Here is a 24,982-nt window from a genome sequence, read left to right as displayed (position 1 = left end):
ACCGGTGACCGAGCTCGCGAGGTCGCCCAGAGGCAGAGCACCGTTGGGCGCGCGGACGACGAGCGCCAGCGAGGAGAACGCGTGACCACGCTCCACCCGGTCCGGTCGGCTCCCCCTCCCGGCACGGACCCCGGTCCAGGGGGTGGGGTCCTGCCCGGCGCGGACCTGCTGGCCGCGCTCCTCGCCGGGACGCCGGAGGAGGAACAGCCGGTCACCCACGTCCACCGGATGCCGGTGCGGGAGAGCGACACCCGGCCGTGGCCGGAGTGGGTGGGGTCGCAGCTCCGGGAGCGCCTGGAGGCGCAGGGGGTGAGCGCTCCCTACCGGCACCAGGTGGAGGCCGCGCAGCTCGCCCACGACGGCCGGCACGTGGTGGTGGCCACCGGCACCGCCTCCGGGAAGTCGCTGGCCTACCAGCTGGCGGCGCTGACCCGGCTGGCCGAGGACCCCCGCGCCTGCGTCCTGTACCTCGCGCCCACCAAGGCGCTGGCCCGTGACCAGCTCTCCTCCGTCGCCGCGCTGGCCGACCCCTCCGTGCGGCCGGCCGCCTACGACGGGGACACCCCCATGGAGGAGCGGGAGTGGGTCCGGCGGCACTCGCGCTGGATCGTCACCAACCCGGACATGCTCCACCGCGGCGTGCTGCCGGCCCACCAGAAGTGGTCGAGCACCCTGCGCCGGCTGGCCTACGTGGTCGTCGACGAGTGCCACTCCTACCGCGGGGTCTTCGGCTCGCACGTCGGTCACGTCCTCCGGCGCCTGCGGAGGATCTGCCGGCGCTACGGCGCGGAGCCGGTGTTCGTGCTGGCCTCGGCGACCGTCGCGGAGCCGGCCGCTGCCGCCGGCCGGCTGGTCGGCGCCCCGGTGACCGCGGTGACCGAGGACGGCTCGCCCCGGCCGGGCGCCACCTTCGCGCTGTGGGAACCCCCGCTGACCGAGCGCACCGGCGAGCACGGCGCCCCGCTGCGCCGATCGGCGGCGGCCGACGCCGCGACCCTGCTGGCCGACCTGGTGGCGCGGGATGCGCGCACCCTGGCCTTCGTGCGGTCCCGCCGCAGCGCCGAGTCCGTCGCCGACCAGGCCCGCCACATCCTGCGGGACCGCGGTCGCGGCGACCTCGCCCGCCGCGTCGACTCCTACCGGGGCGGCTACCTGCCGGAAGAGCGGCGGGAGCTGGAGCGCGCGCTGTCCAGCGGGGAACTGCTGGGCGTGGCCACGACCAATGCCCTGGAGCTGGGCATCGACATCGCCGGGCTCGACGCCGTCGTCCTGGCCGGTTACCCGGGCACCCTGGCCTCGCTGTGGCAGCAGGCCGGCCGCGCGGGGCGGGCGCAGCGGGAGTCTCTGGTGGTCTTCGTCGCCCGCGACGACCCGCTGGACCACTACCTGGCCCACCACCCGCGGGCGGTGTTCGGCCGGCCGGTGGAGGCCACGGTCACCGACCCGACCAACCCCTACGTGCTCGGACCCCAGCTGTGCTGCGCCGCCGCGGAGCTGCCGCTCGTCCCCGCCGACCTCGCGGACTTCGGCGGGCCGGCCGCCGAGGCACGAGTCGAGGAGCTGGTCGCCGAGGGCCTGCTCCGGCGGCGCCCGACCGGCTGGTACTGGGCCGGCCGCGGCCGGCCCGACGTCGACATCAGGGGCAGCGGCCTGGAACCCGTCACGATCATCGAGGGCGCGACCGGCCGGTTGCTCGGCACCGTCGACGGGGACGCGGCGCACGCGACGGTGCACGCCGGCGCCCTGTACGTGCACCGGGGCGAGACCTACGTCGTGGACGAGTTCTCCGTCGAGGACGCCACCGCGGTGGTGCACGCCGAGAGCCCCGAGTGGACCACCGTCGCCCGCGACGTCACCGACCTGGCGGTGGTGTCCACCGACCGCTCGTGGCACCTGGGGGCGGTGACCGCGCACACCGGGGTCGTGGACGTGACCAACCAGGTGGTGGCCTACCAGCGCCGCCGGCTCGGGACCGGCGAGGTGCTGGCGGAGTTCCCCCTCGACCTGCCCGCCCGCCAGCTGCGCACGCGGGCGGTGTGGCTGACCCTCGACGAGCAGGCCGTGGCGCGCGCCGAGGTGGACGAGGTCGGCCTGCCCGGGTCCCTGCACGCCGCGGAGCACGCCGCGATCGGGATCCTCCCGCTCCTCGCCACCTGCGACCGCTGGGACCTCGGCGGCGTCTCCACCGCGCTGCACCCCGACACCGGCGCGGCCACGATCGTCGTCTACGACGGCCACCCCGGCGGTGCCGGCTTCGCCGAGCGCGGCTTCGCCACGCTGCGGCGGTGGCTGCAGGCCACCCGCGCCACCGTCGCCAGCTGCGAGTGCGAGAGCGGTTGCCCCTCCTGCGTCCAGTCGCCCAAGTGCGGCAACGGCAACGACCCGCTGGACAAGGACGGCGCGGTGCGCGTGCTCGACGTCGTCCTCGACGAGCTGGCCGCCGCCGAGGACAGGGGTGAGCACCCCGTGGCCGCCGAGGTCCAGACGCACGCCGCGAGACCGCTGGCCGAGGAGGAGCGGGGACTCCCGTCGCCCTCGGCTCCGGCCGAACCGGACGCCCCGGAACCGGCCGCTGCCACGCCGCACGCGACGCATGAGGCGCCCCCGGCCGCCGGTGGGGACGACCTGGTCTTCTGACCCGACGGCCGTCCTCCGGCGGCAGCCTGGGAGCGCGGCGCCCCTGCCTGCGACCCTCCTCACGGCGGCGCTGGGACGGACGAGACCGGCCCGGCCCGCGCGCGGGCGGTGGCCTCCCGGACCCCGATCGGGCCCAGGCGCACCGGGGCGGTGACGGAGACGTCGACCACGGCGGCGCCGTCCACCGCACAACCGGTCAGCCGCGCCGCGTTGGCCTCCGCCACCCGGGCGGCCACCGCGCAGGCGTCGGACCGGCCACGGACGGCCTGCTCGGCCGCGGCCAGAGCGGCCAGGTCCGCCGCCCCCGTCGCGCGGTGCCGGCCCACCACGGCCGTGCCCACCAGGACGGCCGCGACCCCGACGGCGGCGAGGACCCCCGCGAGCGCGACCACCCACACGGTCGCCGAGCCGCGTTCCCCGGCCGGCCGGGTGCCGGCGCTCACCCGCTCCCGCCGGAGGCCGCCGTCGTTCCCTCGCCGTCCGGCTCGCGCTGGGCCACGGCCGTGGCCGAGACCCGCACCCGGAACGGAACGGGCCCGAGCGGTGCCACTTCCGCCGCCACGGTGACCGCCACCGCGGGCCCGTCGGAGGCGATGGTGGTCCGGGCGCCGGTGGGAGCAGCGCGGGCGGCCAGGGCGACCACCACCGCGGCGTCCTCGCCCCGGGCCGCGGCACGGGCTCCCTCGCGGGCGGCGTCGACGCACCGCAGCTGGGCTCCCACGACCGTCACAGCCGCCACCGCCCCGGCGAGGACGAACAGCAGCACGGGCAGGACGACGGCGGTCTCGGCGGTGACCATGCCCGCCTCGCGGCGCCCCACCGAGCGCAGCCTGGCCGCGCGGCGCCGGTAACTCACCGGGGCGGGCACGGTCAGGACAGCGTGGCCAGCGCCGAGGAGACCAGCTCCCCGAGCGCGTCGACGACCGAGCCGCCGGTCACCACCCGGTACAGAACGGCGGCGAAGGCGCAGGCCGCGACGGTGCCGACGGCGTACTCGGCGGTGCTCATGCCGGCGTCCCCGGTCGCGCGGACGCGGCTCCAGCGCGCCCTCAACCCACGCCTGAGGGGCGTGCCCTCGGCGGGGCGCTCCGCCTCCTCCCCACCCTGCTCCGCCGGGACGGGACGTGCTGCCGGACTCTCGCTCACGAGGACCTCCTCCGTCGTGCGGTCCGCCGTCCGGACCGCTGCGTCGACGCTCGCAGCGCACGCGGGCCCCTCCCAGCGACGGCGGCGATCTGTGGACCGCGGTGCCGGCTGTGGACGACGGCGGACCCGGCTCACCCGAAGACGTCCGCGGCGATGCCGAGCACGAGGGGCGTCACTCCGAGGCAGACGAAGGCCGGCAGGAAGCAGGCGCCCAGCGGCGCGAGCACCCACACCCCGGCCTGGCGCACGGCCGTGTCGGCGCGGCTGCGTGCCTCCGCGCGGGTGTCGGAGGCGAGCGTTCGCAGGGCGGGCACCACCGCCGAGCCCGACTCCCCCGCCCTGACCAGCACCCGGCCCAGGGCCGCCAGCTCTGCGGGGGCGTCGGCCCAGGCCCGCTGTGGTGACGCGCCCAGCCGGTGCAGCGCGGCCACCTCGTGCAGCGCGGGCCCGAGCGGCGCAGGCAGCGTCGAGGCCACCGCCGCGAGGGCACCGGCCAGGGGCAGTCCGGCCGCCAGGCAGACGGCGAGGAGGTCGCAGGCGACCGGGAGATCGCCGGCGAGGGCCGGTCCCGCCCGTTCGAACCGCCCGGCAGCGCGGCGCAGGAGATGCTCGGCCAGCACCGCGACGGCCACGGCCACGGCGACGCCGGGCAGGCCGCCCACGAGCAGGCCGGCCGCCGTTCCCGCTCCGCCGGCCAGCAGCCAGGAGCGCCGGGCACCGGCACCGCCGCGGCGTGACGGCCGGGCCCGGTCGGTGGACAGCGCCCGCACCCGGGCCGCCGCACCGGGCCGTCGGGGCGACCCGACCAGCAGCGCAGCCGCGAGCAGGGCCGCGACGAGCGCGCTCACCGGACCGCCCGCCGCACCAGGCGGGCCGACCACGCCAGACCGGCCCCCTCGAGGACCACCCCGAGGACGAGCAGCAGCTGCCCGGTGGGAGTGGTCGTCAGCACCCGCCAGGGGTCGGCGCCGATGCCGCTGCCCATGGCCAGGGCGAGCAGGGGCAGCCCGGCCAGGAGGGCGGCGCTGGCCCGGGGCCCGGCGGTGGCCGAACGGAGGTCCCGCCGCTGGCGGGAGCGGGCGCGCAGGTCGTCCTCGACCGCGCCGAGCACCGCCGCCAGCGAGCACCCCGTACGCCGGCTCAGGGCGGCAGCCGCCGACACGCGGTGCAGCGCGTGCCCGACCTCCGTGCCGGCCGGCTCCTGCCGACCGGCAGCATCCGCCCCCACGACCGCCCGCGCCAGCGCCTGCCCGCTCTCCTCGTCCGCGCAGGCGGCCACGGCCGCCGTCGTGGCCTCCGTCAGGGACCGCCCGCTGCGCAGCTCGGCCGCCAGGGCGGCCAGCGCCTCGGCGAGCGCGGTCAGCCGCAGCTCCTCCTGGACGCCCGCGCGGCGGCGGTCGACGGCCCGGGCACCCAGCGTCGCAACCGCCCCGGCCAGGACGGCCACCAGCGGGGTGCTCAGCAGGGCCGCCCCGGCGGCGGCCGTGGCACCCCACAGCGCCGGCCGGGGCAGCGACGCCCCCGTGGTCGGGAGGCGCGCCCGCGGACCGGTGGCGGCGACCCGCCTCGCCCGCCGCACCGCGGCGCTCCCCGGCCACAGGAGCAGTGCGGCCCCGAGCAGGAGCACCGAGCCGGTCACCGCGGGAGCCCGCCCGCCCGCCCCAGGAGCTCCTCCAGCCGCTCGGCGCCCGGGCACGGCCCGCCGTCGGCACGCCAGCCGGCCTCGACGACGACGAGGTCGCCGGCCCGGCGGACCACGCCGATCTCCGCCACGTGCCGGCCCGACGACGTGCGGCGCAGGTGGACCACGGCGGCGAGCGCAGCGGCGGTCTGGCTGTGCACCGCCAGCCGGTCCAGGCCCGCGGCGACGCCGAGCGCCTCCAGCCGGGCCGGCACCTCGGCCGGGCGGTTGGCGTGCAGGGTCCCGGAACTGCCCTCGTGACCGGTGTTGAGCGCGGCCAGCAGGTCGGTGACCTCGGCGCCGCGCACCTCGCCGACGACCAGCCGGTCCGGGCGCATCCGCAGCGCCTGCCGGACGAGGTCGCGCAGCGTGACCTCTCCGACCGCCTCGACGTTGGGCGGCCGCGTGGCCAGCCGGACGACGTGCGGGTGGGCCGGCCGGAGCTCAGGAGCGTCCTCGCAGAGCACGAGGCGCTCGGCCGTCGGGACGAGGCCGAGCAGCCCCGACAGCAGGGTGGTCTTCCCCGACCCGGTGCCGCCGGTGACCAGGAAGGCCAGCCGCCCGGCGACCAGCGCGCGCAGCAGGCCGGCGGACCGCCCGGGGAACGTCCCGCGGGCGGCGAGGTCGGTGAAGGTCAGCGACGCCCGCCGCAGGACCCGCAGCGACAGGCAGGTCCCGCTGCCGGACACCGGCGGCAGGACCGCGTGCAGCCGGGTGCCGTCGGGCAGGCCGACGTCCACCCAGGGGGCGGCGTCGTCCAGCCGGCGGCCCGCGGCGGCGGCGAGCCGGACGGCCAGCCGGCGGACGGCGTCCTCGTCGGGGAACCGCACGTCGGACCGCTCGAGCCCGCCGCCACGGTCCACCCACACCTCGCCGGGGCCGTTGACCAGCACGTCGGTGACCCCGGGCGCCCGCAGCAGCGGCTCGAGCGGCCCCGCGCCGGCGAGCTCGTCCACCGCCTCGCGGACCGCGCGCAGCACGTCGTCGTCACCGAGCAGGCCGCCGGACTCCTCCCGCACCAGAGCCGCGACCGTCGCGCGCGTGGGGGCCCCCGGTTCCAGCGCCAGCCGGGCCCGGACGCGGTCGACCAGCGCTCCCCCGCTCACGCCGCCACCCCCGCCTGCCGCGGCAGCTCGGCCAGCACCCGGCGGGCGAGAGCACCCAGCGGTGAGCGCGCCGTCACCAGGGGCGGCTCGCCCCGCTCCCCGCGCGGAACGGCGCCGCGGTCGGCGGCGAGCTCGGCCAGGACGGGCCGCCCCACGACGTCTGCGACCTCGCCGGCCGACAGGCCGCCGGTCACCCGGCGCACCACCAGGCGTACCGCCGACCAGGGGGACGGCCGTCCGCCGGGACCGTGCTCGACCAGCAGGCGCGCCGCCGAGGCCGCCCGCAGCCGGGCCGGCACCAGCAGCACCGCCAGATCGGCCTCGGCGAGCACCGTCTCGGCCGTCTCCGGCCGCACCCCCCGCGCGAGGTCGACCACCACCGGCCACCCGCCGGCGCGGACGCCCTCGACGACCGCCGCCAGCGCCTCGGCCGGGACCTCGCCCGGTGACTCGCGGGAGGCCGCCAGCACCGAGACTCCCTCCACCTCGGGGAGGGCGGACATGAGCGCGTCGCCCGCCACGCGGCCCCGGAGGCCGGCGAGCTCCGGCCAGCGCAGCCCCTCGGCACGCTCGGCACCGAGGAGGAGGTCGACACCGCCGCCCCAGCCGTCGGCATCGACCAGCAGCGCGCCGTCGGAGCCGGAGGCCACGGTGAGCGCCAGCGCGGCCGCGACCGTGCTCGCGCCCGCTCCGCCGCAGCTGCCCCCGACCGCGACCAGGCAGCCGCGGTCGACCGGCCGGCGCAGGGCCGACGCCATCCGCGACAGCAACCAGCTCTCGTCGTCGGGCAGCACCGCCACCCGCTCGGCACCGAGCTCCACCGCGGCCGCCCACGTGGCCGCCGGCGGCTCACCGGGAGCCACGACGACGACGCCGGGGCGGCGGGGCAGGGCCCGCACCGGGCCCGCGGCGAGCGCGTCGGCGCCGAGGACGACCAGCGGCGCCTCCCGGTGCGCCCGCCGCAGCGCCGGGCCGCCGGTGGCGACCTCCGGCTCGGCGCCGGCCGCGGCCAGCAGGCGCAGCAGGTCGTCGAGGAGCGCCTCGTCGGTGCTGACGACGAGGGGGCGGGCGGGCAGGGCGCGGAGGGCGGTCACGCCGCCGAGCCCAGCGGAGGGCTCCGGGGTGCGGGAGGTGCCGGCGGGATCTGTGGATGACCCGAAGGGGTGTGGACGGCGCGCGATCCCCGTCACCGTCAGCCGGTCCACTTACAGTCGTGAACCGTGACCCGCGCAGCGGCGTTCTTCGACCTGGACAAGACGGTCATCGCCAAGTCCAGCACCCTGGCGTTCGGCCGTCCGTTCTTCCAGGGCGGGCTGATCAACCGGCGGGCGGTGCTCAAGGGCGCCTACGCCCAGTTCGTCTTCTCCCTCTCCGGCGCCGACGCCCAGCAGATGGAGCGCATGCGGGCCCAGATCACCCAGATGTGCACCGGTTGGGACGTCGCCACGGTGCACGAGATCGTCCGGGAGACCATCCACGAGATCGTCGACCCGCTGGTCTACGCCGAGGCCGCCGACCTGATCGAAGAGCACCGGGCTGCCGGCCGGGAGATCGTCATCGTCTCCAGCAGCGGCGCGGAGATGGTGGAGCCGATCGGGCAGATGTTGGGGGCAGACCGGGTGGTGGCCACCCGGATGGTCACCGTCGACGGTCGCTACACCGGCGAGATCGACTTCTACGCCTACGGCGAGAACAAGGCGGTAGCCGTCCGGGAGGTCGCCGCGGAGAACGGCTACGACCTGGCCGACTGCTACGCCTACAGCGACTCGGTCACCGACCTGCCGATGCTGTCGGAGGTCGGGCACCCCACCGCGGTGAACCCCGACCGCGCCCTGCGCAAGGCCGCGGCGGAACGCGGGTGGCCCGTGCTGGAGTTCAGCCGCCCGGTCTCGATGCGGTCGCGCTTCCCGGTGCCCACGACGCCGGTGGTGACCGGTGCCGCCATGAGCGTGGGCGCCGCGGTGGTCGGGCTGGCCTGGTACGCCCGGCGACGGCTGCTGCGCGAGGCCACCGCCCGCCCCGCCGCCCCGTCACCGCTGCTGGGTCGCCGGCGCCGTCGCGGCGCCTGAGCAGGCGCCCCGCGGGCTCAGAACGGCAGCCGCTCCCGCACGCGCTCGAGCAGGGTCTGTGCGGCGGACACGGGGGTGAACGCCCGCGCCTCCGCGGTGAGCGCCGCCTGCTCGTCGGGCCGGAGGGTGATCTCCGCGGCGGCGGCGTTCGCCTCCACCTGCGCGACGCTCGACGCGCCGGGGATCACCACGACCCGCGGCAGGGCCATCAGCCACGCCAGCGCGATCTGCGCGGGCGCGACGTCGTGGGCCGCGGCGACCTCGCGGAGGACGCCGAGCAGCGGCTCGGCCCGGCGCAGGTTCTCCGTGCCGAACAGCGGGTTGGCCGCCCGCACGCCCCCGGGCCGGTTCTCGACGCCGTAGCGGCCGCCGAGCAGTCCCTGTGCCAGCGGGCTGTAGGCCATCACCATGCGGTTCTCCCGCTCGGCGAACGGGACGAGGTCCTCGAGCGCGCAGGGCGCGGCCAGGGAGAAGTGCACCTGGTTGCTGACCACCGGGCGGCCCAGCGCGGCGTCGGCCGCCTGCCAGCGCTGCAGCGAGTAGTTGGAGACGCCGACGGCGCCGATGCGTCCGGCGTCGAGCAACTCCCGCATCCCGGGCATGATCACCGAGTCGGGGACCAGCGGGTTGGGCTGGTGCACCTGGTAGAGCGGCACGCGGTGCAGCCCCAGCCGGCGGGCGCTGCCGGCCAGCCGGTTGCGGACCACCGGCGGGAACGGGGCGACGGGGAAGACCTTCGTCGCGACGACGACGCCGGCCCGCTCCGCTCCGAGCGCGTCCCCCAGGATCCGCTCGCTGCGGCCGAAGCCGTAGACCTCCGCGGTGTCGAACAGCGTGATGCCGAGCTCGCGGGCCCGCCGCACGATCGCCGCGGCCTCACCGGAGGCGTACGCGTCGCCGTACCCCCACTCGCGCGAGCCGAACTGCCAGGTCCCGAGGCCCACGCGGCTGACCGCGCCGAGCCCGTCCACGTCGAGGGTGCGCACGCCGTCCAGTCTCGCCGCCACCACAGGACGGCGCAGGCGGGCGGCCGGTCGCGGGGACGAGCCGGTCAGCCCCCGTCAGCCGCGCAGCATGCTCTCGGCGATCGCCAGCCCCTCCATGGCGCCGTGCTCGGTGGCCCGGCAGCAGTGCACGAGCCAGGCCGCCACCCCCTCGGGCCGCCCCGAGGCGTAGCCCGCCACGGCTCGGGCGTACTCGTCACGGCCGAGCTCCACGAACCCGACCTCGGGCACCGACACGGCCTTGGGGTCCAGGCCGCGGGTGATCCCGGTCAGCCGGGCGGCGGCGCGGGCCACCACGCCGTCGGCGGTGCCGAACGGGGCGAGTGCCGCCAGCTCACCGTGGACGACCGCGGCGACCAGGACGGCCGGCACCGTGGAGGTTCCCGTCACCAGCGCGAACAGTCCGCTCAGGCGGGGGCCGGCGTGCGGGGCGGGCCGGCCGAGCCCGGCGCGGTCGGCGAGGTCGGCGGCGGCCAGCACGTGCAGCCGCGCCAGCACCTGGCCGGGGGCGCGCGACCAGGTGTCCTGCATCGAGCCGAGCGCGACCGAGGTCCGCAGCGAGCCCTGGACCACGGGGTCGTCCACCTGCCCGGCGCGCAGGTCGGCGAGCGGGACGTCGACGCCCTCGAGGGCGGCCGAGGCGCGGGCGCCGCGCAGCGCCGACTCGGTGCTCACCTCCGCCGACCGGTTCCGCATCAGCCGGTGCCGCAGCAGCCGGTCGATCCCCGCCCGCGCGACGTCGGCGGCCTCCCGCACGCCCGGCAGCTCCAGGAGCGGGGCCAGCGGATCGGGGCCGGAGGGGCGGGCGACGGGCCGGGAGGCGCCGGGGCGGACGGGGATGGTCACGGAGTCCTCCTGGGTGATGCTCGTCGGTCCCGTGACCAACGCTGCTCGGGGCGCGGACGGGCCCACCGGCACGCCCACCGGGTCGACGGTACGAGGGAGCGTCCGGGATCCCGCGCACGGCTGGCTACAGTGCCTCCCACCATGGCCCAGCCGCTGACCCTCCTCCTCGTCCGCCACGGACAGAGCGAGTGGAACGCCGCCGGACTGATGCAGGGTCAGACGGCGCACGTGCCCCTGACCGAGCTCGGGCACGCGCAGGCCGCCGCGGCGGCCCGGGAGCTGGCCGGCCTGCACCCGGGTGCGCTGATCTCCAGCGACCTGCACCGGGCGGTCCAGACCGCCGAGCACTGCGCCGGCGCCACCGGTCTGCCGTTCACCACCACGCCCGCGCTGCGCGAGCAGGGCTACGGGGTGCTGGAGGGCCGGCCGTCCCGCGAGCTGTGGGAGGTCGTCGACTGGACCGACCCGCACTGGGCCGCCGAGGGCGGGGAGAGCCTCGACGAGCTGCACGCGCGGGTGGGCGCGTTCCTCAAGCACCTCGCCGCCGAACCGCCCGCCGAGGTGATCGCCCTGGTGACGCACGGCGACACGATCCGGGCCGCCCAGGCCGTGGCCGCCGGCCTGGGGGCCGACGCGCTGCCCTCGATCACGCCGCACAACGGCACGGTGACCCGGCTCGAGCTCCTGCTGTGACCGGGCGGCCCGCGCCGACGGAGCCCGGATGAGCAAGGTGCTGGTGCTGGGCGGTGCCCGCTCGGGCAAGTCCGCGCACGCCGAGTCGCTGGTGGCCGGCGCGGCGGAGGTCACCTACCTGGCCACCTCTCCCCCGGTCCCGGACGACGCCGAGTGGGCGCAACGGGTGGCCGCCCACCGGTCCCGGCGGCCGGCCGGGTGGACGACGGTGGAGACGACGGCCCCCAGCGACCTGCTGCGGCGCGGGTCGGTGCTGGTGGACAGCGTCACCACGTGGGTGGCCGCCCTCATGGACGAGACCGGGGTGTGGCGGGACGAGCCCGGTGCGGCCGAGCGGCTGGCCGCCCGCTGCGACGCGCTGGTGAACGCCTGGGCCATGACGCCGGCGCACGTGGTGGCGGTCTCCGACGAGGTGGGGCTGGGTGTGGTGCCCGAGACCCGCTCGGGCCGGCTGTTCCGCGACACCCTCGGGTCGGTCAACCAGCGGCTGGCCGGCACCGCCGACGAGGTGTGGTTCGTGGTGGCCGGCCTGCCCCAGCGGCTGCGATGAGGTGGACCGGCCCGTTCGAGTCGCTGGCGCTGCTCACCGTCGTGCGGATCCCGGCGCAGGTGGCGGCGAGCACGCGCGGCGTCCTGCCCTGGGCACCGCTGGTCGGCCTCCTGCTGGGCGGGGTCGCCACCGGGGTCGCCGTCGCCGGCACCCGGCTGGTCTCGCCGCTGACCGGGGCGGTGCTGGCGGTCACGGTCCTGGCCGCACTGACCCGCGGCCTGCACCTGGACGGGCTGGCCGACACCGCCGACGGCCTGGGTCCGCTGCGGGGGCGCGAGCGGGCGCTGGCCGTCATGCACCAGGGGGACGTCGGACCGTTCGGTGTCGTCACGCTGGTGCTGACCGTGCTGCTGCAGGTGGCCGCGGCGGCCGCGCTGCTGGCCACCGACGGCGGGTGGACGGCGCTGTGGACCGCGGTGCTGGCCGCCCGGCTGGCGATGACCCGCACCGGGCTACCCGGCGTGCCGGCCGCCGAGGGCTCCTCACTCGGCCGGTCGGTCGCCGGCACCGTCTCGTGGGGGTGGTGGGCCGCGGCCCTGGTCGCGTCATCCGCGGTACTGGCCGCGCTGGCCGGCGGGAACTGGCCGCTCGCCGGCGCGCTGATCGGCAGTGCCCTGGCCGGCCTGGTCGCGGCCGAACTCCTCCTGCGCCGGGCGCGGGCCCGCCTGGGCGGCGTCACCGGCGACGTCATGGGCGCGATGGCGGAGGTGACGGCCGCGGTCACCCTGCTGGTGGCCGCGGCCGTCCTCGCCTGAGGCGCGGCCCCCTTCCCAGGGCACCGCCCTGAGCTCGCGAAGGGCTCGCGAAGGGCGGGGAGAAAGGGGGTCCTTGTTCAGCGTCGGCCCAGCAGACCGCCCACCAGCCCCCGCAGCCCGCCGGAGGCGGCGGTCGTCGGCCGGCCCCGGCCGGTCGCCCGGGGAGTGCTCCGGCCCATGCCGCGGCCGGTGGTCGCGCGGCCCGTGCCACGTACCGTGCCGCGTGCGGCCGCACCGCGGCCGGTGGCCCGACCCCCGCGAGCCGCGGTGCGGGCAGTGTTCTCTGCCGTGCCCATCAGTCGTCCGAGGATGCTCATGCCGGAGGACTACCCGGCACGGCCCGCGGTGATGCGCGGGTTCAGCCGCCGACGCCCTGCTGAGCCGGGGTCTCGCCGCCCTCCAGGTCACCCTCGGTGTCGAGGTAGGCCTGCTGCAGGTCGGCCAGCAGCGCCGGGTCGGGCTCGGCCCACAGCTGCCGGTCGGCCGCCTCCAGAAGCCGCTCCGCGATGCCGTGCAGCGCCCACGGGTTGGCCCGCTCCAGGAACTCCCGGTTCTCCGGGTCCAGCACGTAGGTCTGGGCCAGCTTCTCGTACATCCAGTCGGCGACCACCCCGGTCGTGGCGTCGTAGCCGAACAGGTAGTCGACGGTCGCGGCCAGCTCGAACGCGCCCTTGTAGCCGTGCCGGCGCATCGCGGCCAGCCACCGGGGGTTCACGACGCGGGCGCGGAACACCCGGGCGGTCTCCTCGGTCAGCGAGCGGGTGCGCACCGACTCCGGCCGGGTGGAGTCCCCGATGTAGGCGGCCGGCGCCCGCCCGGTCAGCGCGCGGACGGTCGCGACCATCCCGCCGTGGTACTGGAAGTAGTCGTCGGAGTCGGCGATGTCGTGCTCGCGCGTGTCGACGTTCTTCGCCGCCACCGCGATGCGCCGGTAGGCCGACTCCATGTCCGGCCGGGCGGCGACGCCGTCCAGCCCGTGGCCGTAGGCGTAGCCACCCCACACCGCGTAGACCTCGGCGAGGTCGGCGTCGCCCCGCCAGTTGCGCGAGTCGATCAGCGGCAGCAGCCCCGCCCCGTAGGCGCCGGGCTTGGAGCCGAACACCCGCGCAGTGGCCCGCCGGCGGTCGCCGTGGGCGGCGACGTCTGCCTCGACGTGCGCCCGCACGAAGTTCTCGTCCGCGGGCTCGTCCAGCGCGGCCACCAGCGTCACCGCGTCGTCCAGCATGGTCACGACGTGCGGGAAGGCGTCGCGGAAGAAGCCGGAGATCCGCACCGTGACGTCGATCCGCGGCCGGCCGAGCTCGTCGAGGGGCACCGGCTCCAGCCCCGTCACCCGCCGTGACGCGTCGTCCCACACCGGGCGGACGCCGAGCAGCGCGAGAACCTCCCCGACGTCGTCCCCCGAGGTGCGCATCGCCGAGGTGCCCCACACCGACAGCCCGACCGAGCGGGGCCAGGACCCGGTGTCGGCGCGGTACCGCTCGACCAGCGACTCGGCCATCGCCTGCCCGGTCTCCCAGGCCAGCCGCGACGGGATCGCGCGCGGGTCGACGGAGTAGAAGTTGCGGCCGGTCGGCAGCACGTTGACCAGCCCCCGCAGCGGCGAGCCCGACGGCCCCGCGGGCACGTACCCGCCGTCCAGCGCGTGGAGGACGGCGTCCAGCTCGTCGGTGGTGCGCTCCAGCCGGGGCACCACCTCCTCGACGGCGAACCGGAGGACGGCGGCCACCTGCGCGTCGGCCCGGCCCAGGACCTCCTCGACGACGGGCGCGACCGCGTCCGCCGTCCAGCCGCGGGACTCCATGCCGGAGACCAGGGCGGCCGCGAGCGACTCCACCGCGTCGGTGTCGGCGCGCGAGGCGCCCTCGGCCAGGCCGAGCGCCTCCCGCAGCCCGGGCAGCGCGACCGCGCCGCCCCAGATCTGCCGGGCCCGCAGCATCGCCAGCACGAGGTCCACGCGGTCGGCGCCGGCCGGCGGGCTGCCGAGGACGTGCAGCCCGTCGCGGATCTGGGAGTCCTTGATCTCACAGAGCCACCCGTCGACGTGCAGGATCATCTCGTCGAAGTGGTCGTCCTCCGGCCGCTCGGTGAGCCCGAGGTCGGAGTCGAGGCGGGCCGCCTGCAGCAGCGTCCAGATCTGCGCCCGGACGGCAGGCAGCTTGGCCGGGTCCATCGCCGCGACGTTGGCGTGCTCGTCGAGCAGTTGCTCCAGCCGGGCGATGTCGCCGTAGGTCTCCGCGCGGGCCATCGGCGGCACCATGTGGTCGACCAGCGTGGCGTGCGCCCGGCGCTTGGCCTGCGAGCCCTCGCCCGGGTCGTTGACCAGGAACGGGTAGACCAGCGGCAGGTCGCCGATCGCGGCGTCCGGCGCGCAGGAGGCCGACAGCCCGACGGTCTTGCCGGGCAGCCACTCCATGTTGCCGTGCTTGCCGACGTGCACCAGCGCGTGCGCCCCGAACTCCGACCGCAGCCACCGGTAGGCGGCCAGGTAGTGGTGGGACGGCGGCAGGTCCGGGTCGTGGTAGATGGCGATCGGGTTCTCCCCGAAGCCGCGCGGGGGCTGGACCATCACCACGACGTTGCCCGCCCGCAGCGCGGCGAAGACGATCTCGTCGCCGTCCACGAAGAGCCCGCCCGGTGGCTGCCCCCAGTGCCGCACCATCGCGTCGCGCAGGTCGGCCGGGAGCGTGTCGAAGTACGCCCGGTAGTCCGCCGCCGGGATGCGCACCGGGTTGCCCGACAGCTGCTCGGCGGTCAACCAGTCCGCGTCCTGCCCGCCGGCGGCGATCAGCGCGTGCACCAGGGCGTCGCCGTCCAGGTCGGCCACGCCGGGCAGCGCGCCGGGCCCCTCGAACGGGCCGATGTCGTAGCCGGCACCGGACAGCGCGGCCAGCAGGCGGACGACGGACGCCGGGGTGTCCAGCCCGACGGCGTTGCCGATCCGCGCGTGCTTGGTCGGGTAGGCCGACAGCATCACGACGATGCGGCGGTCGGCGGGCGGCACGTGCCGCAGTCGCGCGTGGGCGACCGCCGTCCCGGCCACGCGGGCGGCCCGCTCGGGGTCGGCGACGTAGGTGGTCAGCCCGTCGGCGTCGGTCTCCTTGAAGGAGAACGGCACGCTGATCAGCCGGCCGTCGAACTCGGGGATGGCCACCTGGTTGCCGACGTCGAGCGGGGAGAGCCCGTCGTCGCTGGCCAGCCAGTCGGCGCGGCTCGAGGTCAGGCACAGCCCCTGGAGCACGGGCACGTCGAGGGCGGCCAGCGCGCCGACGTCCCACGCGCCGTCGTCGCCGCCCGCGGAGGCGGTCGCCGGCCGCGAGCCGCCGGCGGCGAGCACGGTGACCACGAGGGCGTCCGCGCCGCGCAGCGTCTCCAGCAGCTCGGGCTCCACCGAGCGCAGCGTCGAGGTGAACACCGGCAGCGCCCGGCCCCCGGCGTCCTCGATCGCGGCGCACAGCGACTCGACGAACGCGGTGTTCCCCGAGAGGTGGTGCGCCCGGTAGTAGAGGACGGCGACCGTCGGGCCCTCCCCGCGGGACGGCCTCTCCAGCAGACCCCAGTCGGGCGCGACCGACGGCGGCTCGAACCCCTCGCCGGTGAGCAGCACGGTGTCGGAGAGGAAGCGGTGCAGCTGGACGAGGTTGCCCGGGCCGCCCTGCGCCAGGTAGCCGTGCGCCTCGGTGGCCACGCCCATCGGCACGGTGGACAGCGCCATCAGCTCGGCGTCGGGCAGCTGCTCACCGCCGAGGACGACGACCGGTGCCGGGCCGGCCAGCAGCGGTGCGAGCAGCTCCTCGAACTGGCGGCGCACGCCGAGCAGCCGGAGGACGACCAGCTGCGCGCCCTCGACCAGGGCCGCGACCCCGTCGGCGTCCAGGCGGGCGGGGTTGCCCAGCCGCCAGCCGGCGCCGCTCGCGCGGGCGGAGAGCAGGTCGGTGTCGCTGGTCGAGAGCAGGGTGAACACCGGGCAGGTCCTCACTCGGGGTCCGCGCCCCGGGTCGTCGGGCACGGGCAGCGCCGAGTGTCTGGCTCCCCCGAGGGGTTCACAGTGGCGGGACCGCGCCGGACTCGCACCGGCTTCCTCGCTGCGCTGCCGTGATGCCGGGACGCTACCCGCCGCCGTCCGGCGCGCCGTCAGGGTGCGGCTGGCGCGGTCACGTCAGTCCAGCAGCAACCGCTCGACGGCGTCGACCAGGAAGTCCGCGTACTCCTCGACGGTCCAGCCCCGCTCCCAGATGAGCGCGACGGCCGGCGCGTGGGAGAACACGCCCCAGAAGACGTCGGCGGCCCGGTCGACGTCGAGCCCGGCGCGCAGCCACGGCTCGAAGGAGGCGATCAGCGCCCGGTCGTCCTGCAGCCGCCGGCGCTCGTACTCGGCCCACGCCGTGCCGATCTCGGCGTCGCCGGCGGCCGCGTCGGCGAAGACCCGGATCATCGGGACGGTCTGCGGCACGTAGTGGCCCGCCATCTCCCGGGCGGCGGCGAGCTTGCCGGCGCGGTCCGGCGCCGACAGCAGACGGACGAACAGGTCCCGCTGGGCCAGCGGTATCTCCTGGTCGTCCCCGACCACCGCCCGGTCGACGCAGGCCAGCAGCAGGGACGCCTTGCTCCCGACGCCGAAGACCGTCTGCACCGACACCCCGGCGGCGGCGGCGACGTCCTTCATCGTCGTCGCGGCGTAGCCCTGCCGGAGGAAGCAGGAACCCGCGGCGTCGAGCACCGCCGCCCGTGTGCGCTGCGCCTGCTCGGCCCGCAGCGGCGACCGGTAGACCCTCTTGCCCTCCGTCACGTTTTCACCCTAGCATCGCGTCATTCGTTAGAGTCTGCATCTACTCAATGAAGAGTGATCGTGACCGCCACCGTCCCGCCCCTGACCCAGCTGGTCCTGCCCGGCCAGGCCGCCGCTCCCGAGGGGCCGGTCGACATCGCGCCCATGTACCTCATGCACCGGGCGTTCCGGCGGGACCTCGCCGCCTTCGCCGACGTCGTGCCGGCCGTGGCCGTCGACGACCGGCAGCGGTGGGGCCTGGTCCGTCGCCGCTTCGACTTCTTCGCGACCGTGCTGCACAAGCACCACCACGGCGAGGACGTCGGGCTGTGGCCGCTGCTCGCCGAGCGCGGCGCCGACCGCAGCGTCCTCGACGCGCTCGAGGCCGAGCACGCGGTCATCGACCCGCTGCTCGCCTCGGCCGCCGCAGACCTGCGGTCGCTGGCCGGCGGCACCGGGGACGCGGCCACCCGCGACCGCCTCGCCGGCACCACCGCGCAGCTGCGCGACGCCTTGACGGCACACCTCGCGCACGAGGAGCGCGACGGGATGGCCCTGGTGCAGCAGCACCTCACGCAGGCGGACTGGGAGCGGCTGGACCGCGAGGTGTTCGCGAAGGACTACTCGCCGCGCGAGGTGCCCGCCGTCGCCGGCTGGGTGGCCTCGGGCCTGCCGGACGAGGTGCTGCGCCGCATGCCCGGTGCGGGACCGGTGCTCCTCGCGGTCGCCAAGCTCATGGCCCGCCGGTTCGACCGCCGTGAGGCCCGCGTCTTCGGGACCGCGCGATGACCACCGGGACCGACCGCGTGCTCACCGTGGTGTCGAAGTACGTGGCCCGGTGGCACGTCGCGCTGAATCGGCGCAGCGGCGGCCGGCTGGGCAACCGGTTCCGCGGCGGGGACGTCCTGCTCCTCACCCACCGCGGGCGGACGTCGGGGCGCACCTACACCACCCCGGTCCTGCACGTGCGCGACGGCGCGGACCTCGTGGTCGCCGCCTCCAACGGGGGCATCGACCGCGAGCCGCAGTGGTGGCTGAACCTGCAGGCCGACCCGCACGTCGAGGTGGAGGTGGCCGGACGACGGTTCCCGGTGGTGGCGACCCGGGCCGAGGGCGCCGAGCGGGACCGGCTGTGGCGGCTGCTGCCCCGCCTGCGGTTCGGCGGGTACGACGACTACCAGGCCAAGGTGAGCCGGCAGATCGCCGTCGTCCGCCTCCGGCCGGTGGAGGTGGCCGCCCGCGGGTGACTGGGGCAGGCTCGTCCGGCGTGGACCCGGCGCTGCGCCCCGGCGCGCAGGACATCGGCGCCTACCTGGTCAGCGCCCGGTCGTTCGAGGAGTACCGGGCGATGTTCGCCCTGGCCGACGGCGACCTCGCCGGCCGCGTCCTCGACTGCCCCGGTGGTGGCGCGGGCTTCACCGCGGGCGCCCGCGCCCGCGGGGTCGACGCGGTCGCCGTCGACCCCGTCTACGCCACCCCACCCGCCGCGCTCGCCGCCCGGCTGGCCGGCGAGCTGGAGCGGGGCCGGGCGTGGGCGCAGGCGCACGCGGACCGCTACGTCTGGGACTTCTACGGGAGTCCGGCCGGCCACACCCGGGTGCGGGCGGAGGCGGCGCGGGCCTTCGCCGCCGACCGCGCCGCCGCACCCGGCCGGTACGTCTGCGCGGCGCTGCCCGCGCTGCCTTTCCGCGACGGCGCGTTCGACCTCGTCCTCTCCTCCCACCTGCTGTTCACCTACGCCGACCGCCTCGACCCCGCGTTCCACCTCGCGGCCCTGCGGGAGCTCGCGAGGGTCAGCCGCGGCCAGGTGCGGGTCTACCCGCTGGTCGACCAGGCGGGCCGCCCGCTGCCCGACCTGCTCGCCGGGCTGCTGGCCGACCTCCCCACGGCCGGCGTCGCGGCGGAGGTCGGCGACGTCGGGTACGAGTTCCAGCGCGGTGCCCGCTCCCTGCTGCGGCTCACGAGGAGCTGAGTGCGGCGGCAAGGTGATCTGTGCGTGGGAGATCCGGCCCGGTGGGGTGCTCTTGCGGTGTTCTGCCCACTCTGGCGGTGCTGCATGACCGCAAGAGAGTGCGGGACACCGCAGGAGTCGGCCCCAGGGCGGGATGCCGAGGGACTGCGCGACGTTCCCACCCGGACGTCACCTTGCTGCCGAGCTCCCGAGGAGCTGACGGGCGGCCCGTCCCCGAGAGGGCCGGGCACCCGTGCCCGCACCCGCGGGTACTGCTCGGCGCAGCGCCGCGGGAGGCCCGGAGGGCGGACGACGACCCGCGGCTGCTGCACCCGCTCGGCCGGCGCGAACTGCTCGCGGGTGAGATCGACCTCCTCGCCCCCGGGCAGCCGGTTCCACCGACGGTCAGCAGCCACCCCCGCCGCCGTCACCACCTCCGCCGAACCCGCAGTCGCCGCCGCCGAAGCCGGCGAAGCCGCCGCCGGCGCCCAGGTGCAGCCCGCCGCCGCGCACCCCGGCAACGGGCGGCCCCGCGTTCCCCGCCACCGGGGGGGAGCGCCGGGCGGGGCGGCTCGACGAGCGCGGCGCGCAGCTCCCGGTCGGGCACCGCGCCCGGCCCGGACAGCGCCACGAGCAGGGCACTCGTCCCCCCGGCGACGAGACGGGCCGGCAGGTCGTGGCGGACCTCCCGCAGCGTGCGCCGCCCGGCCCGGGTGCAGGTGGGGGTCCAGGGCCGCCGCCGGGCAGCGGGGTCCCCGGCGCCGCGCACCAGCAGGCCGGCGTCCTCCAGCTGCCGCCCGAACGTCGCGAGGCGGCCGTCGGAGCGCACCCGCCAGTACACGCCGTCGACCGAGCGGCGCCCGCGACCGGCGGCGTCCAGCACCGCGGCCTCGACCGGGTGGCGGGGACGGTGCGCGACGACGTGCAGCTCACCGCCTGGCTGCCCGACGCGCATGCGCCGGCTCTCGACGAGCGCGACGACGGCGGTCTCGACGACCCGGCGCGGCCCGCCGGCCAGCCAGGCGATCCCGTACACGTCGAGGGCGACGGAGGGGGTGCGCACACCGGTCATCTCGGCGTCCTCTCGCGCGGCGCGGCGCCCGTGCCGCGGGAGGAGACGGTCGCACGGAGCGGGCCGGCGCGGCCAGTGCCCGAGGCGTCAGTCGGCGCCGAGGGCGTCGGCCATCCGGTGGTGCGGGACGGCCTCGTCGCCGCGGCTCTGCCGCTCCAGCGTGCGTGCCAGCGCCCGCCGGGCCCAGCCGTTGGCCGGGGCCGCCTCGACCAGCCGGGTCAGCGTCTCCTCGGCGCGGCCGAGCTGCGCGGAGCCGAAGTAGGCCCGCGCGAGCAGCTCGAGCGCCGCCTGGTTGCCCGGTTCCGCCTCGACGACGGGCGCCAGGACCTTCGCGGCCTCGATCGGCTGCCCCATGGAGAGGAACAGGTCGGCGCGGAGGAACTCGGAGTGCAGGTCGATCTCGAACGGACGGCTCATGCCGGGGTCAACGGCGCGCACGCCCCCGGGCTTCCCGCGGACGACGAGCGGGGCCCGACCGCATCCACGGGCGCGCCGGAGGCGAAGAATGGGCACCGTCCCACGTCTCTCGGAGCCCCCCATGGCACTGCGACTGCACCTCCCCCACCGCACGGAGCACCGCACCGAGCACCCGACCGAGGACCGTCCCGGCCCTGGCGCCCGCGTCTTCGCCGTGCAACGCACCGGCGCCGTCGTCGTGGCGCTGTTCCTGCTGGTCTTCGGCATCCTCGGGTTCGCCGGCGGCCTGGACTTCTTCTCCACCGACGGCGAGCGCATCCTCGGCCTGTCGTCCAACGGCCTGCTGTCGACCATCTCGGTCGTCGTGGCGGTCGTCCTGCTCGTCGCCGCGGCCCGCAGCCCACGGACCGCCTCGACGGTGATGATCGTCGTCGGGGTGCTGTTCCTGCTCTCCGGCCTGGTCAACCTGGCGGTGCTGCGGACGTCGTTCAACATCCTCGCGTTCGAGTTCGAGAACGTCGCCTTCTCCTTCGTCGTCGGCCTCCTCCTGCTGGTGCTCGGGGCCTACGGCCGCATCGGCGGGCACCTGCCCGAGGACAGCCCCTACGCCCACCCGCACCCGATGGAGGACGTCGTCGACGAGCACCCCTCCACTCCCGAGGAGTTCGCCGCCGAGCGGGCGATGCGGGACGCCGAGGTCGCCGTGGTCCAGCGCGTGGCCACCGACGACCAGCGGCGCCGCGTCGAGGCGATGGCCCGGGTGCACACGCGGGCCGACCGCCGGCGGGTCTGGATGTCCTTCGACGAGCCCGGCGGGCGCGAACTGCGCTGAGCCCACCCGGGGGCGGGCCGTAACCTCGCCAGCGCCATGACCGCCGCCCCCGCCCCCCGCCTCCGGGCCGACGCCTGCCCGGGGGCACTGCAGACCCACCCCGCCGCCGACGGCGCGCTGGCGCGCGTGCGGATCCCCGGCGGCCTGCTCGGTGCCGGTCAACTGCGGGTCCTGGCCCGCGCCGCCCGCGACCTGGGCGACGGCGCGCTGGAGTTGACCAGCCGCGGCAACGTGCAGCTGCGCGGGCTGGCCGACGGTGCCGGGGCGGAGCTCGGGAGCCGGCTGGCCGTGGCCGGGCTGCTGCCCAGCGCGACGCACGAGCGGGTCCGCAACGTCCTGGCCAGCGCGCTCACCGGACGCACCGGCGGGCACCTCGACGTCCGCCCGTGGGTGGCGGCGCTGGACGCCGGGCTGCGCGCCGACCCCGCCACCGCCGCGCTGCCCGGCCGGTTCCTCGCCACGCTCGACGACGGCCGCGGCGACGTCGCCGGCCTCGGTGGGGACGTCGGGCTGCTCGCCCTCGCGTCGGACGAGGTCGCGCTGACCCTCGCCGGGACCGACAGCGGCCTGCGCGCCTCCCCCACGGACGCCGTCACCCTGGCCTTGGCCGCCGTCTCCGCCTTCCTCGACGAGCGCGCCGCGCAGGGCGGCACCGCCTGGCGGCTGGCCGAGCTCGACGACGGGCCCGAGCGCGTGACCGCCCGCCTCTCCCGTCCTCGAACCGCGCCGGTCGCGATCCCGGGCGCCTCCGGCAGCGGGCCGGTCGGCGGGTTCGAGCAGGACGACGGGCGGATCGCGCTGGTCGGCGTCGTCCCGCTCGGCCGGATGAGTGCCACCCAGGCCGACCTGCTGGCCGGGCTCGCGGACGAGGTGCAGCTGACCCCGTGGCGCAGCGTCGTCGTGCCGGACCTCGCCGAGGACCGCGTCGACGACGCGGCGGTCGACCTGCACCGCACCGGGATGGTGTTCGACGCGGACAGCCCGTGGACCCGCGTGACCGCCTGCGCCGGGCGCCCCGGCTGCGCGCGGTCGCTGGCCGACGTGCGGGCCGACGCCGTCCGGGCCGTGGCCACCGGCACGCTGCCGGCCGGCGGCGCGCGCCAGCACTGGGCCGGCTGCGAGCGCCGCTGCGGCCGCCCGCGCGGTGAGGTGGTCGACGTGGTGGCGACAGGGACCGGATACCGGATCGGGAAGGCCTGATGTACGAGTACGAGAAGGACGGCGCGGAGATCTACCGGCGCTCGTTCGCCACGATCCGCGCCGAGGCCGACCTCTCCGGCCTGCCCGACGACCTCGCCCGCGTGGCGGTGCGGATGATCCACGCCTGCGGGCAGGTCGACCTCGTCGCCGACCTCGCCTACTCCCCCGACGTCGTGGCGCGGGCGCGGAAGGCGCTGGACGCCGGGGCGCCGGTGCTCTGCGACGCGCAGATGGTGGCCGCCGGCATCACCCGCCGCCGGCTGCCGCAGGACAACGAGGTCGTCTGCACGCTCGGCGACCCGCGCACGCCCGCGCTCGCGGCCGAGCTGGGCACGACCCGCACGGCGGCGGCGCTGGAGCTGTGGCGCGACCGGCTCGACGGCGCCGTGGTGGCGATCGGCAACGCCCCCACCGCGCTGTTCCACCTGCTGGAGATGGTCGCCGCGGGCGCTCCGCGGCCGGCCGCCGTCCTGGGCATCCCGGTGGGCTTCATCGGCGCGGCGGAGTCCAAGGACGCGCTGGCGGCCGGCGACCTGGAGCACCTCGTCGTCCGTGGTCGGCGCGGGGGCAGCGCGATCACGGCGGCGGCGGTCAACGCGATCGCGAGCGACGACGAGTGAGCGGACAGGGGCGTGAGCATCGCAGCGAGGAACGAGCGAGGAGCGGAGCGCCCGGCGGGAGCGGGGGGCATCGAGTGAGCGGGAAGCTGTACGGGGTCGGGCTCGGCCCCGGCGACCCGGAACTGGTCACCGTCAAGGCCGCCCGGCTGATCGGCGCCGCCGACGTCGTGGCGTTCCACGCCGCGCAGCACGGCCGCTCGGTGGCCCGCGCCGTGGCCGCGCCCTACCTGCGCGAGGGGCAGGTCGAGGAGCTGCTGGTCTACCCCGTCACCACCGAGGCGACCGACCACCCGGGTGGCTACCAGGGCGCCATCGACGAGTTCTACGAGGCGGCGGCGGCGCGGCTGGCCGCGCACCTGGACGCCGGGCGCGACGTCGTCGTCCTCGCCGAGGGGGACCCGTTCTTCTACGGCTCCTACATGCACATGCACAAGCGGCTGGCCGGCCGCTACCCGACCGAGGTGGTGCCCGGGGTGACCAGTGTCAGCGGGGCCGCCGCGGCGGTCGGGCGGCCGCTGGTGGAGCGCGACGAGGTGCTCACCGTACTGCCCGGGACGCTGCCGGCCGACGAGCTCGCCGAGTGGCTGGCCACCACCGACTCCGCCGCGGTGCTCAAGCTGGGCCGCACGTTCCCGCACGTGCGGGAGGCCTTCGACCGGGCCGGCGTGCTGGACCGGGCCCTGTACGTCGAGCGGGCGAGCACGACGCGGGAGCGGACCCTGCCGCTGGCCGACGTCGACCCCGCGACGGTCCCCTACTTCTCCCTGGCGCTGCTGCCCAGCCCGCTGACCGGTCCGCTGCCGGGGGCCGAGCAGCACGACGAGACCGCACCGCGCACCGGGGAGGTGGTGGTCGTCGGTCTCGGCCCGGGCCGCCGGTCGTGGACCACGCCGGAGGCCGCCGAGGCGCTGGCCGCCGCCGACGACCTCGTGGGGTACGGGCCCTACCTGGACCGGGTGCCGGTCAACCCGCGGCAGACGCGGTACCCCAGCGACAACCGGGTGGAGGCCGAGCGGGCCGCGCACGCCCTGGAGCTGGCCGGGCGGGGACGCCGGGTCGCGGTGGTCTCCAGCGGCGACCCGGGGGTGTTCGCCATGGCCGCCGCGGTGCTGGAGGTGGCCGGCCGGCCGGAGTTCGCCGGTGTGCCGGTGCGGGTGCTCCCCGGCCTGACCGCCGCGCAGGCCGTGGCCGCCCGGGTCGGCGCGCCACTGGGGGCCGACTTCTGCGTGCTCAGCCTCTCCGACGTCCGCAAACCGTGGGACGTCGTGGTCGACCGGCTGCGCCACGCCGCGGCCGCCGACCTCGTGATCGCGCTCTACAACCCCCGCTCGAAGGCCCGCCCGCACCAGCTGGGGGAGGCCCGCGCGGTGCTGCTGGAGACCCGCGCACCGGAGACCGTCGTCGTCGTGGGCCGCGACGTCGGCGGCCCGGAGGAGCAGGTCACCGTCACCACCCTCGGCGAGCTCGACTCCGAGTCGGTGGACATGCGCTGCCTGGTGCTGGTCGGCTCCTCGCAGACCCGGGTCGGCCCCGGCGGCGTCGTCTACAGCCCGCGCACCCACCCGGCGGCCCGCGGCTGATCCTTCCGCGGGCGAGAAGACGCGCGTGACACTCAGTGCCACCGACTGGCAGCAT

24 protein-coding genes, 2 pseudogenes and 1 riboswitch are annotated in these 24,982 nt (G+C 77.1%); of the genes and pseudogenes, 12 read left to right on the top strand and 14 right to left on the bottom strand.

The window, feature by feature from the left end:
- Positions 1-81 precede the first annotated feature (81 nt).
- Positions 82-2,637: a DEAD/DEAH box helicase gene (locus tag ACI784_RS12870; RefSeq protein ID WP_457013749.1), complete on the top strand. Its 2,556-nt coding sequence runs from the start codon at positions 82-84 to the stop codon at positions 2,635-2,637.
- Positions 2,638-2,696: 59 nt separating this feature from the next.
- Here ACI784_RS12870 and ACI784_RS12865 read toward each other — a convergent pair whose 3' ends face one another.
- From ACI784_RS12865 to ssd, 7 genes are all read right to left on the bottom strand, one after another.
- Entirely contained in the window at positions 2,697-3,080 is a 384-nt protein-coding gene (locus ACI784_RS12865; protein ID WP_457013748.1) for an Rv3654c family TadE-like protein, read from the bottom strand.
- Positions 3,077-3,493: a TadE family type IV pilus minor pilin gene (locus ACI784_RS12860; protein WP_457013747.1), complete on the bottom strand. Its 417-nt coding sequence runs from the start codon at positions 3,491-3,493 to the stop codon at positions 3,077-3,079. The genes ACI784_RS12865 and ACI784_RS12860 overlap by 4 nt, the downstream gene beginning before the upstream one ends.
- Positions 3,494-3,507: 14 nt before the next feature.
- Positions 3,508-3,783: a DUF4244 domain-containing protein gene (locus ACI784_RS12855; RefSeq protein WP_457013746.1), complete on the bottom strand. Its 276-nt coding sequence runs from the start codon at positions 3,781-3,783 to the stop codon at positions 3,508-3,510.
- 131 nt (positions 3,784-3,914) lie between these two features.
- Complete coding sequence (locus tag ACI784_RS12850) at positions 3,915-4,631, bottom strand: type II secretion system F family protein (RefSeq protein WP_457013745.1); 717 nt, start codon at positions 4,629-4,631, stop codon at positions 3,915-3,917.
- Positions 4,628-5,422: a type II secretion system F family protein gene (locus tag ACI784_RS12845; RefSeq protein ID WP_457013744.1), complete on the bottom strand. Its 795-nt coding sequence runs from the start codon at positions 5,420-5,422 to the stop codon at positions 4,628-4,630. Before ACI784_RS12845 ends, ACI784_RS12850 begins: the two co-directional genes overlap by 4 nt.
- Positions 5,419-6,570 carry a TadA family conjugal transfer-associated ATPase gene (locus tag ACI784_RS12840; protein WP_457013743.1) on the bottom strand — a complete coding sequence of 384 codons (1,152 nt, stop codon included), beginning with the start codon at positions 6,568-6,570 and terminating at the stop codon, positions 5,419-5,421. Before ACI784_RS12840 ends, ACI784_RS12845 begins: the two co-directional genes overlap by 4 nt.
- The gene (ssd, locus tag ACI784_RS12835; RefSeq protein WP_456921464.1) at positions 6,567-7,664 is read right to left on the bottom strand and encodes a septum site-determining protein Ssd; all 1,098 of its coding nucleotides are present in this window, start codon (positions 7,662-7,664) and stop codon (positions 6,567-6,569) included. Before ssd ends, ACI784_RS12840 begins: the two co-directional genes overlap by 4 nt.
- Before the next feature lie 126 nt (positions 7,665-7,790).
- On the opposite strand from ssd, the gene ACI784_RS12830 reads away from it, so the two are divergent.
- Complete coding sequence (locus ACI784_RS12830) at positions 7,791-8,639, top strand: HAD family hydrolase (protein ID WP_457013742.1); 849 nt, start codon at positions 7,791-7,793, stop codon at positions 8,637-8,639.
- A 17-nt stretch (positions 8,640-8,656) separates the two neighbouring features.
- On the opposite strand, the gene ACI784_RS12825 is transcribed toward ACI784_RS12830, so the two are convergent.
- Positions 8,657-9,625 (bottom strand): aldo/keto reductase, encoded by a 969-nt coding sequence (locus tag ACI784_RS12825; RefSeq protein WP_457013741.1) that lies wholly within the window; start codon positions 9,623-9,625, stop codon positions 8,657-8,659.
- A gap of 75 nt (positions 9,626-9,700) precedes the next feature.
- A complete protein-coding gene (locus ACI784_RS12820; RefSeq protein WP_457013740.1) occupies positions 9,701-10,489 on the bottom strand; it encodes an oxidoreductase in 789 nt (262 codons plus the stop codon).
- Between the two features lie 141 nt (positions 10,490-10,630).
- Between ACI784_RS12820 and ACI784_RS12815 the strand changes: the two genes are divergently transcribed.
- From ACI784_RS12815 to ACI784_RS12805, 3 genes are read left to right on the top strand one after another with little or no spacing between them, the layout of a single operon-like run.
- A complete protein-coding gene (locus ACI784_RS12815; protein ID WP_457013739.1) occupies positions 10,631-11,182 on the top strand; it encodes a histidine phosphatase family protein in 552 nt (183 codons plus the stop codon).
- 28 nt (positions 11,183-11,210) lie between these two features.
- Positions 11,211-11,732, top strand: a complete 522-nt coding sequence (cobU, locus tag ACI784_RS12810; protein ID WP_456921459.1) for a bifunctional adenosylcobinamide kinase/adenosylcobinamide-phosphate guanylyltransferase — start codon at positions 11,211-11,213, stop codon at positions 11,730-11,732.
- On the top strand, positions 11,729-12,487 hold the full coding sequence (locus ACI784_RS12805) for an adenosylcobinamide-GDP ribazoletransferase (protein WP_457013738.1): 759 nt from the start codon (positions 11,729-11,731) through the stop codon (positions 12,485-12,487). The genes cobU and ACI784_RS12805 overlap by 4 nt, the downstream gene beginning before the upstream one ends.
- Positions 12,488-12,845: 358 nt before the next feature.
- Here the strand turns inward: ACI784_RS12805 and cobN are convergent, their stop codons facing one another.
- The gene (cobN, locus tag ACI784_RS12800; protein ID WP_457013737.1) at positions 12,846-16,451 is read right to left on the bottom strand and encodes a cobaltochelatase subunit CobN; all 3,606 of its coding nucleotides are present in this window, start codon (positions 16,449-16,451) and stop codon (positions 12,846-12,848) included.
- Positions 16,452-16,506: 55 nt separating this feature from the next.
- Positions 16,507-16,571, bottom strand: a riboswitch (cobalamin riboswitch).
- 75 nt (positions 16,572-16,646) lie between these two features.
- Positions 16,647-17,276: a TetR/AcrR family transcriptional regulator gene (locus tag ACI784_RS12795; protein ID WP_457013736.1), complete on the bottom strand. Its 630-nt coding sequence runs from the start codon at positions 17,274-17,276 to the stop codon at positions 16,647-16,649.
- Between the two features lie 60 nt (positions 17,277-17,336).
- Here ACI784_RS12795 and ACI784_RS12790 point away from each other — a divergent pair, with 60 nt between their 5' ends.
- The 3 genes from ACI784_RS12790 to ACI784_RS12780 are packed head-to-tail and all read left to right on the top strand — an operon-like array spanning position 17,337 to position 19,227.
- Complete coding sequence (locus tag ACI784_RS12790) at positions 17,337-18,044, top strand: hemerythrin domain-containing protein (RefSeq protein WP_457013735.1); 708 nt, start codon at positions 17,337-17,339, stop codon at positions 18,042-18,044.
- Positions 18,041-18,502 carry a nitroreductase/quinone reductase family protein gene (locus ACI784_RS12785; RefSeq protein WP_457013734.1) on the top strand — a complete coding sequence of 154 codons (462 nt, stop codon included), beginning with the start codon at positions 18,041-18,043 and terminating at the stop codon, positions 18,500-18,502. Before ACI784_RS12790 ends, ACI784_RS12785 begins: the two co-directional genes overlap by 4 nt.
- Positions 18,499-19,227, top strand: coding sequence for a methyltransferase domain-containing protein (locus tag ACI784_RS12780; RefSeq protein ID WP_457013733.1), 729 nt, complete (start codon positions 18,499-18,501; stop codon positions 19,225-19,227). Before ACI784_RS12785 ends, ACI784_RS12780 begins: the two co-directional genes overlap by 4 nt.
- Before the next feature lie 239 nt (positions 19,228-19,466).
- On the opposite strand, the pseudogene ACI784_RS12775 reads toward ACI784_RS12780, so the two are convergent.
- The 3 genes and pseudogenes from ACI784_RS12775 to ACI784_RS12765 all read right to left on the bottom strand — a co-directional run.
- A pseudogene (locus ACI784_RS12775) lies at positions 19,467-19,622 on the bottom strand (YunG family protein); the annotation flags it as partial.
- Between the two features lie 11 nt (positions 19,623-19,633).
- Positions 19,634-20,293 (bottom strand): annotated as a pseudogene (locus ACI784_RS12770) (TIGR04222 domain-containing membrane protein); the annotation flags it as partial.
- 72 nt (positions 20,294-20,365) lie between these two features.
- Complete coding sequence (locus ACI784_RS12765) at positions 20,366-20,695, bottom strand: tetratricopeptide repeat protein (RefSeq protein WP_457013732.1); 330 nt, start codon at positions 20,693-20,695, stop codon at positions 20,366-20,368.
- A gap of 121 nt (positions 20,696-20,816) precedes the next feature.
- Here ACI784_RS12765 and ACI784_RS12760 point away from each other — a divergent pair, with 121 nt between their 5' ends.
- The 4 genes from ACI784_RS12760 to ACI784_RS12745 all read left to right on the top strand — a co-directional run bounded on the left by ACI784_RS12760 (position 20,817) and on the right by ACI784_RS12745 (position 24,927).
- On the top strand, positions 20,817-21,527 hold the full coding sequence (locus ACI784_RS12760) for a DUF4383 domain-containing protein (protein WP_456921450.1): 711 nt from the start codon (positions 20,817-20,819) through the stop codon (positions 21,525-21,527).
- 36 nt (positions 21,528-21,563) lie between these two features.
- Positions 21,564-22,727 (top strand): precorrin-3B synthase, encoded by a 1,164-nt coding sequence (gene cobG / locus ACI784_RS12755; RefSeq protein WP_457013731.1) that lies wholly within the window; start codon positions 21,564-21,566, stop codon positions 22,725-22,727.
- Positions 22,727-23,347 carry a precorrin-8X methylmutase gene (locus ACI784_RS12750; RefSeq protein ID WP_456921447.1) on the top strand — a complete coding sequence of 207 codons (621 nt, stop codon included), beginning with the start codon at positions 22,727-22,729 and terminating at the stop codon, positions 23,345-23,347. Before cobG ends, ACI784_RS12750 begins: the two co-directional genes overlap by 1 nt.
- 74 nt (positions 23,348-23,421) lie before the next feature.
- Entirely contained in the window at positions 23,422-24,927 is a 1,506-nt protein-coding gene (locus ACI784_RS12745; RefSeq protein WP_457013730.1) for a precorrin-2 C(20)-methyltransferase, read from the top strand.
- Positions 24,928-24,982: the final 55 nt, after the last annotated feature.

The organism is Geodermatophilus sp. SYSU D01186 (assembly GCF_054050215.1).
The sequence above is the reverse complement of the archived record's forward strand: the minus strand, read 5'-3'. Positions and strand labels throughout refer to the sequence as shown.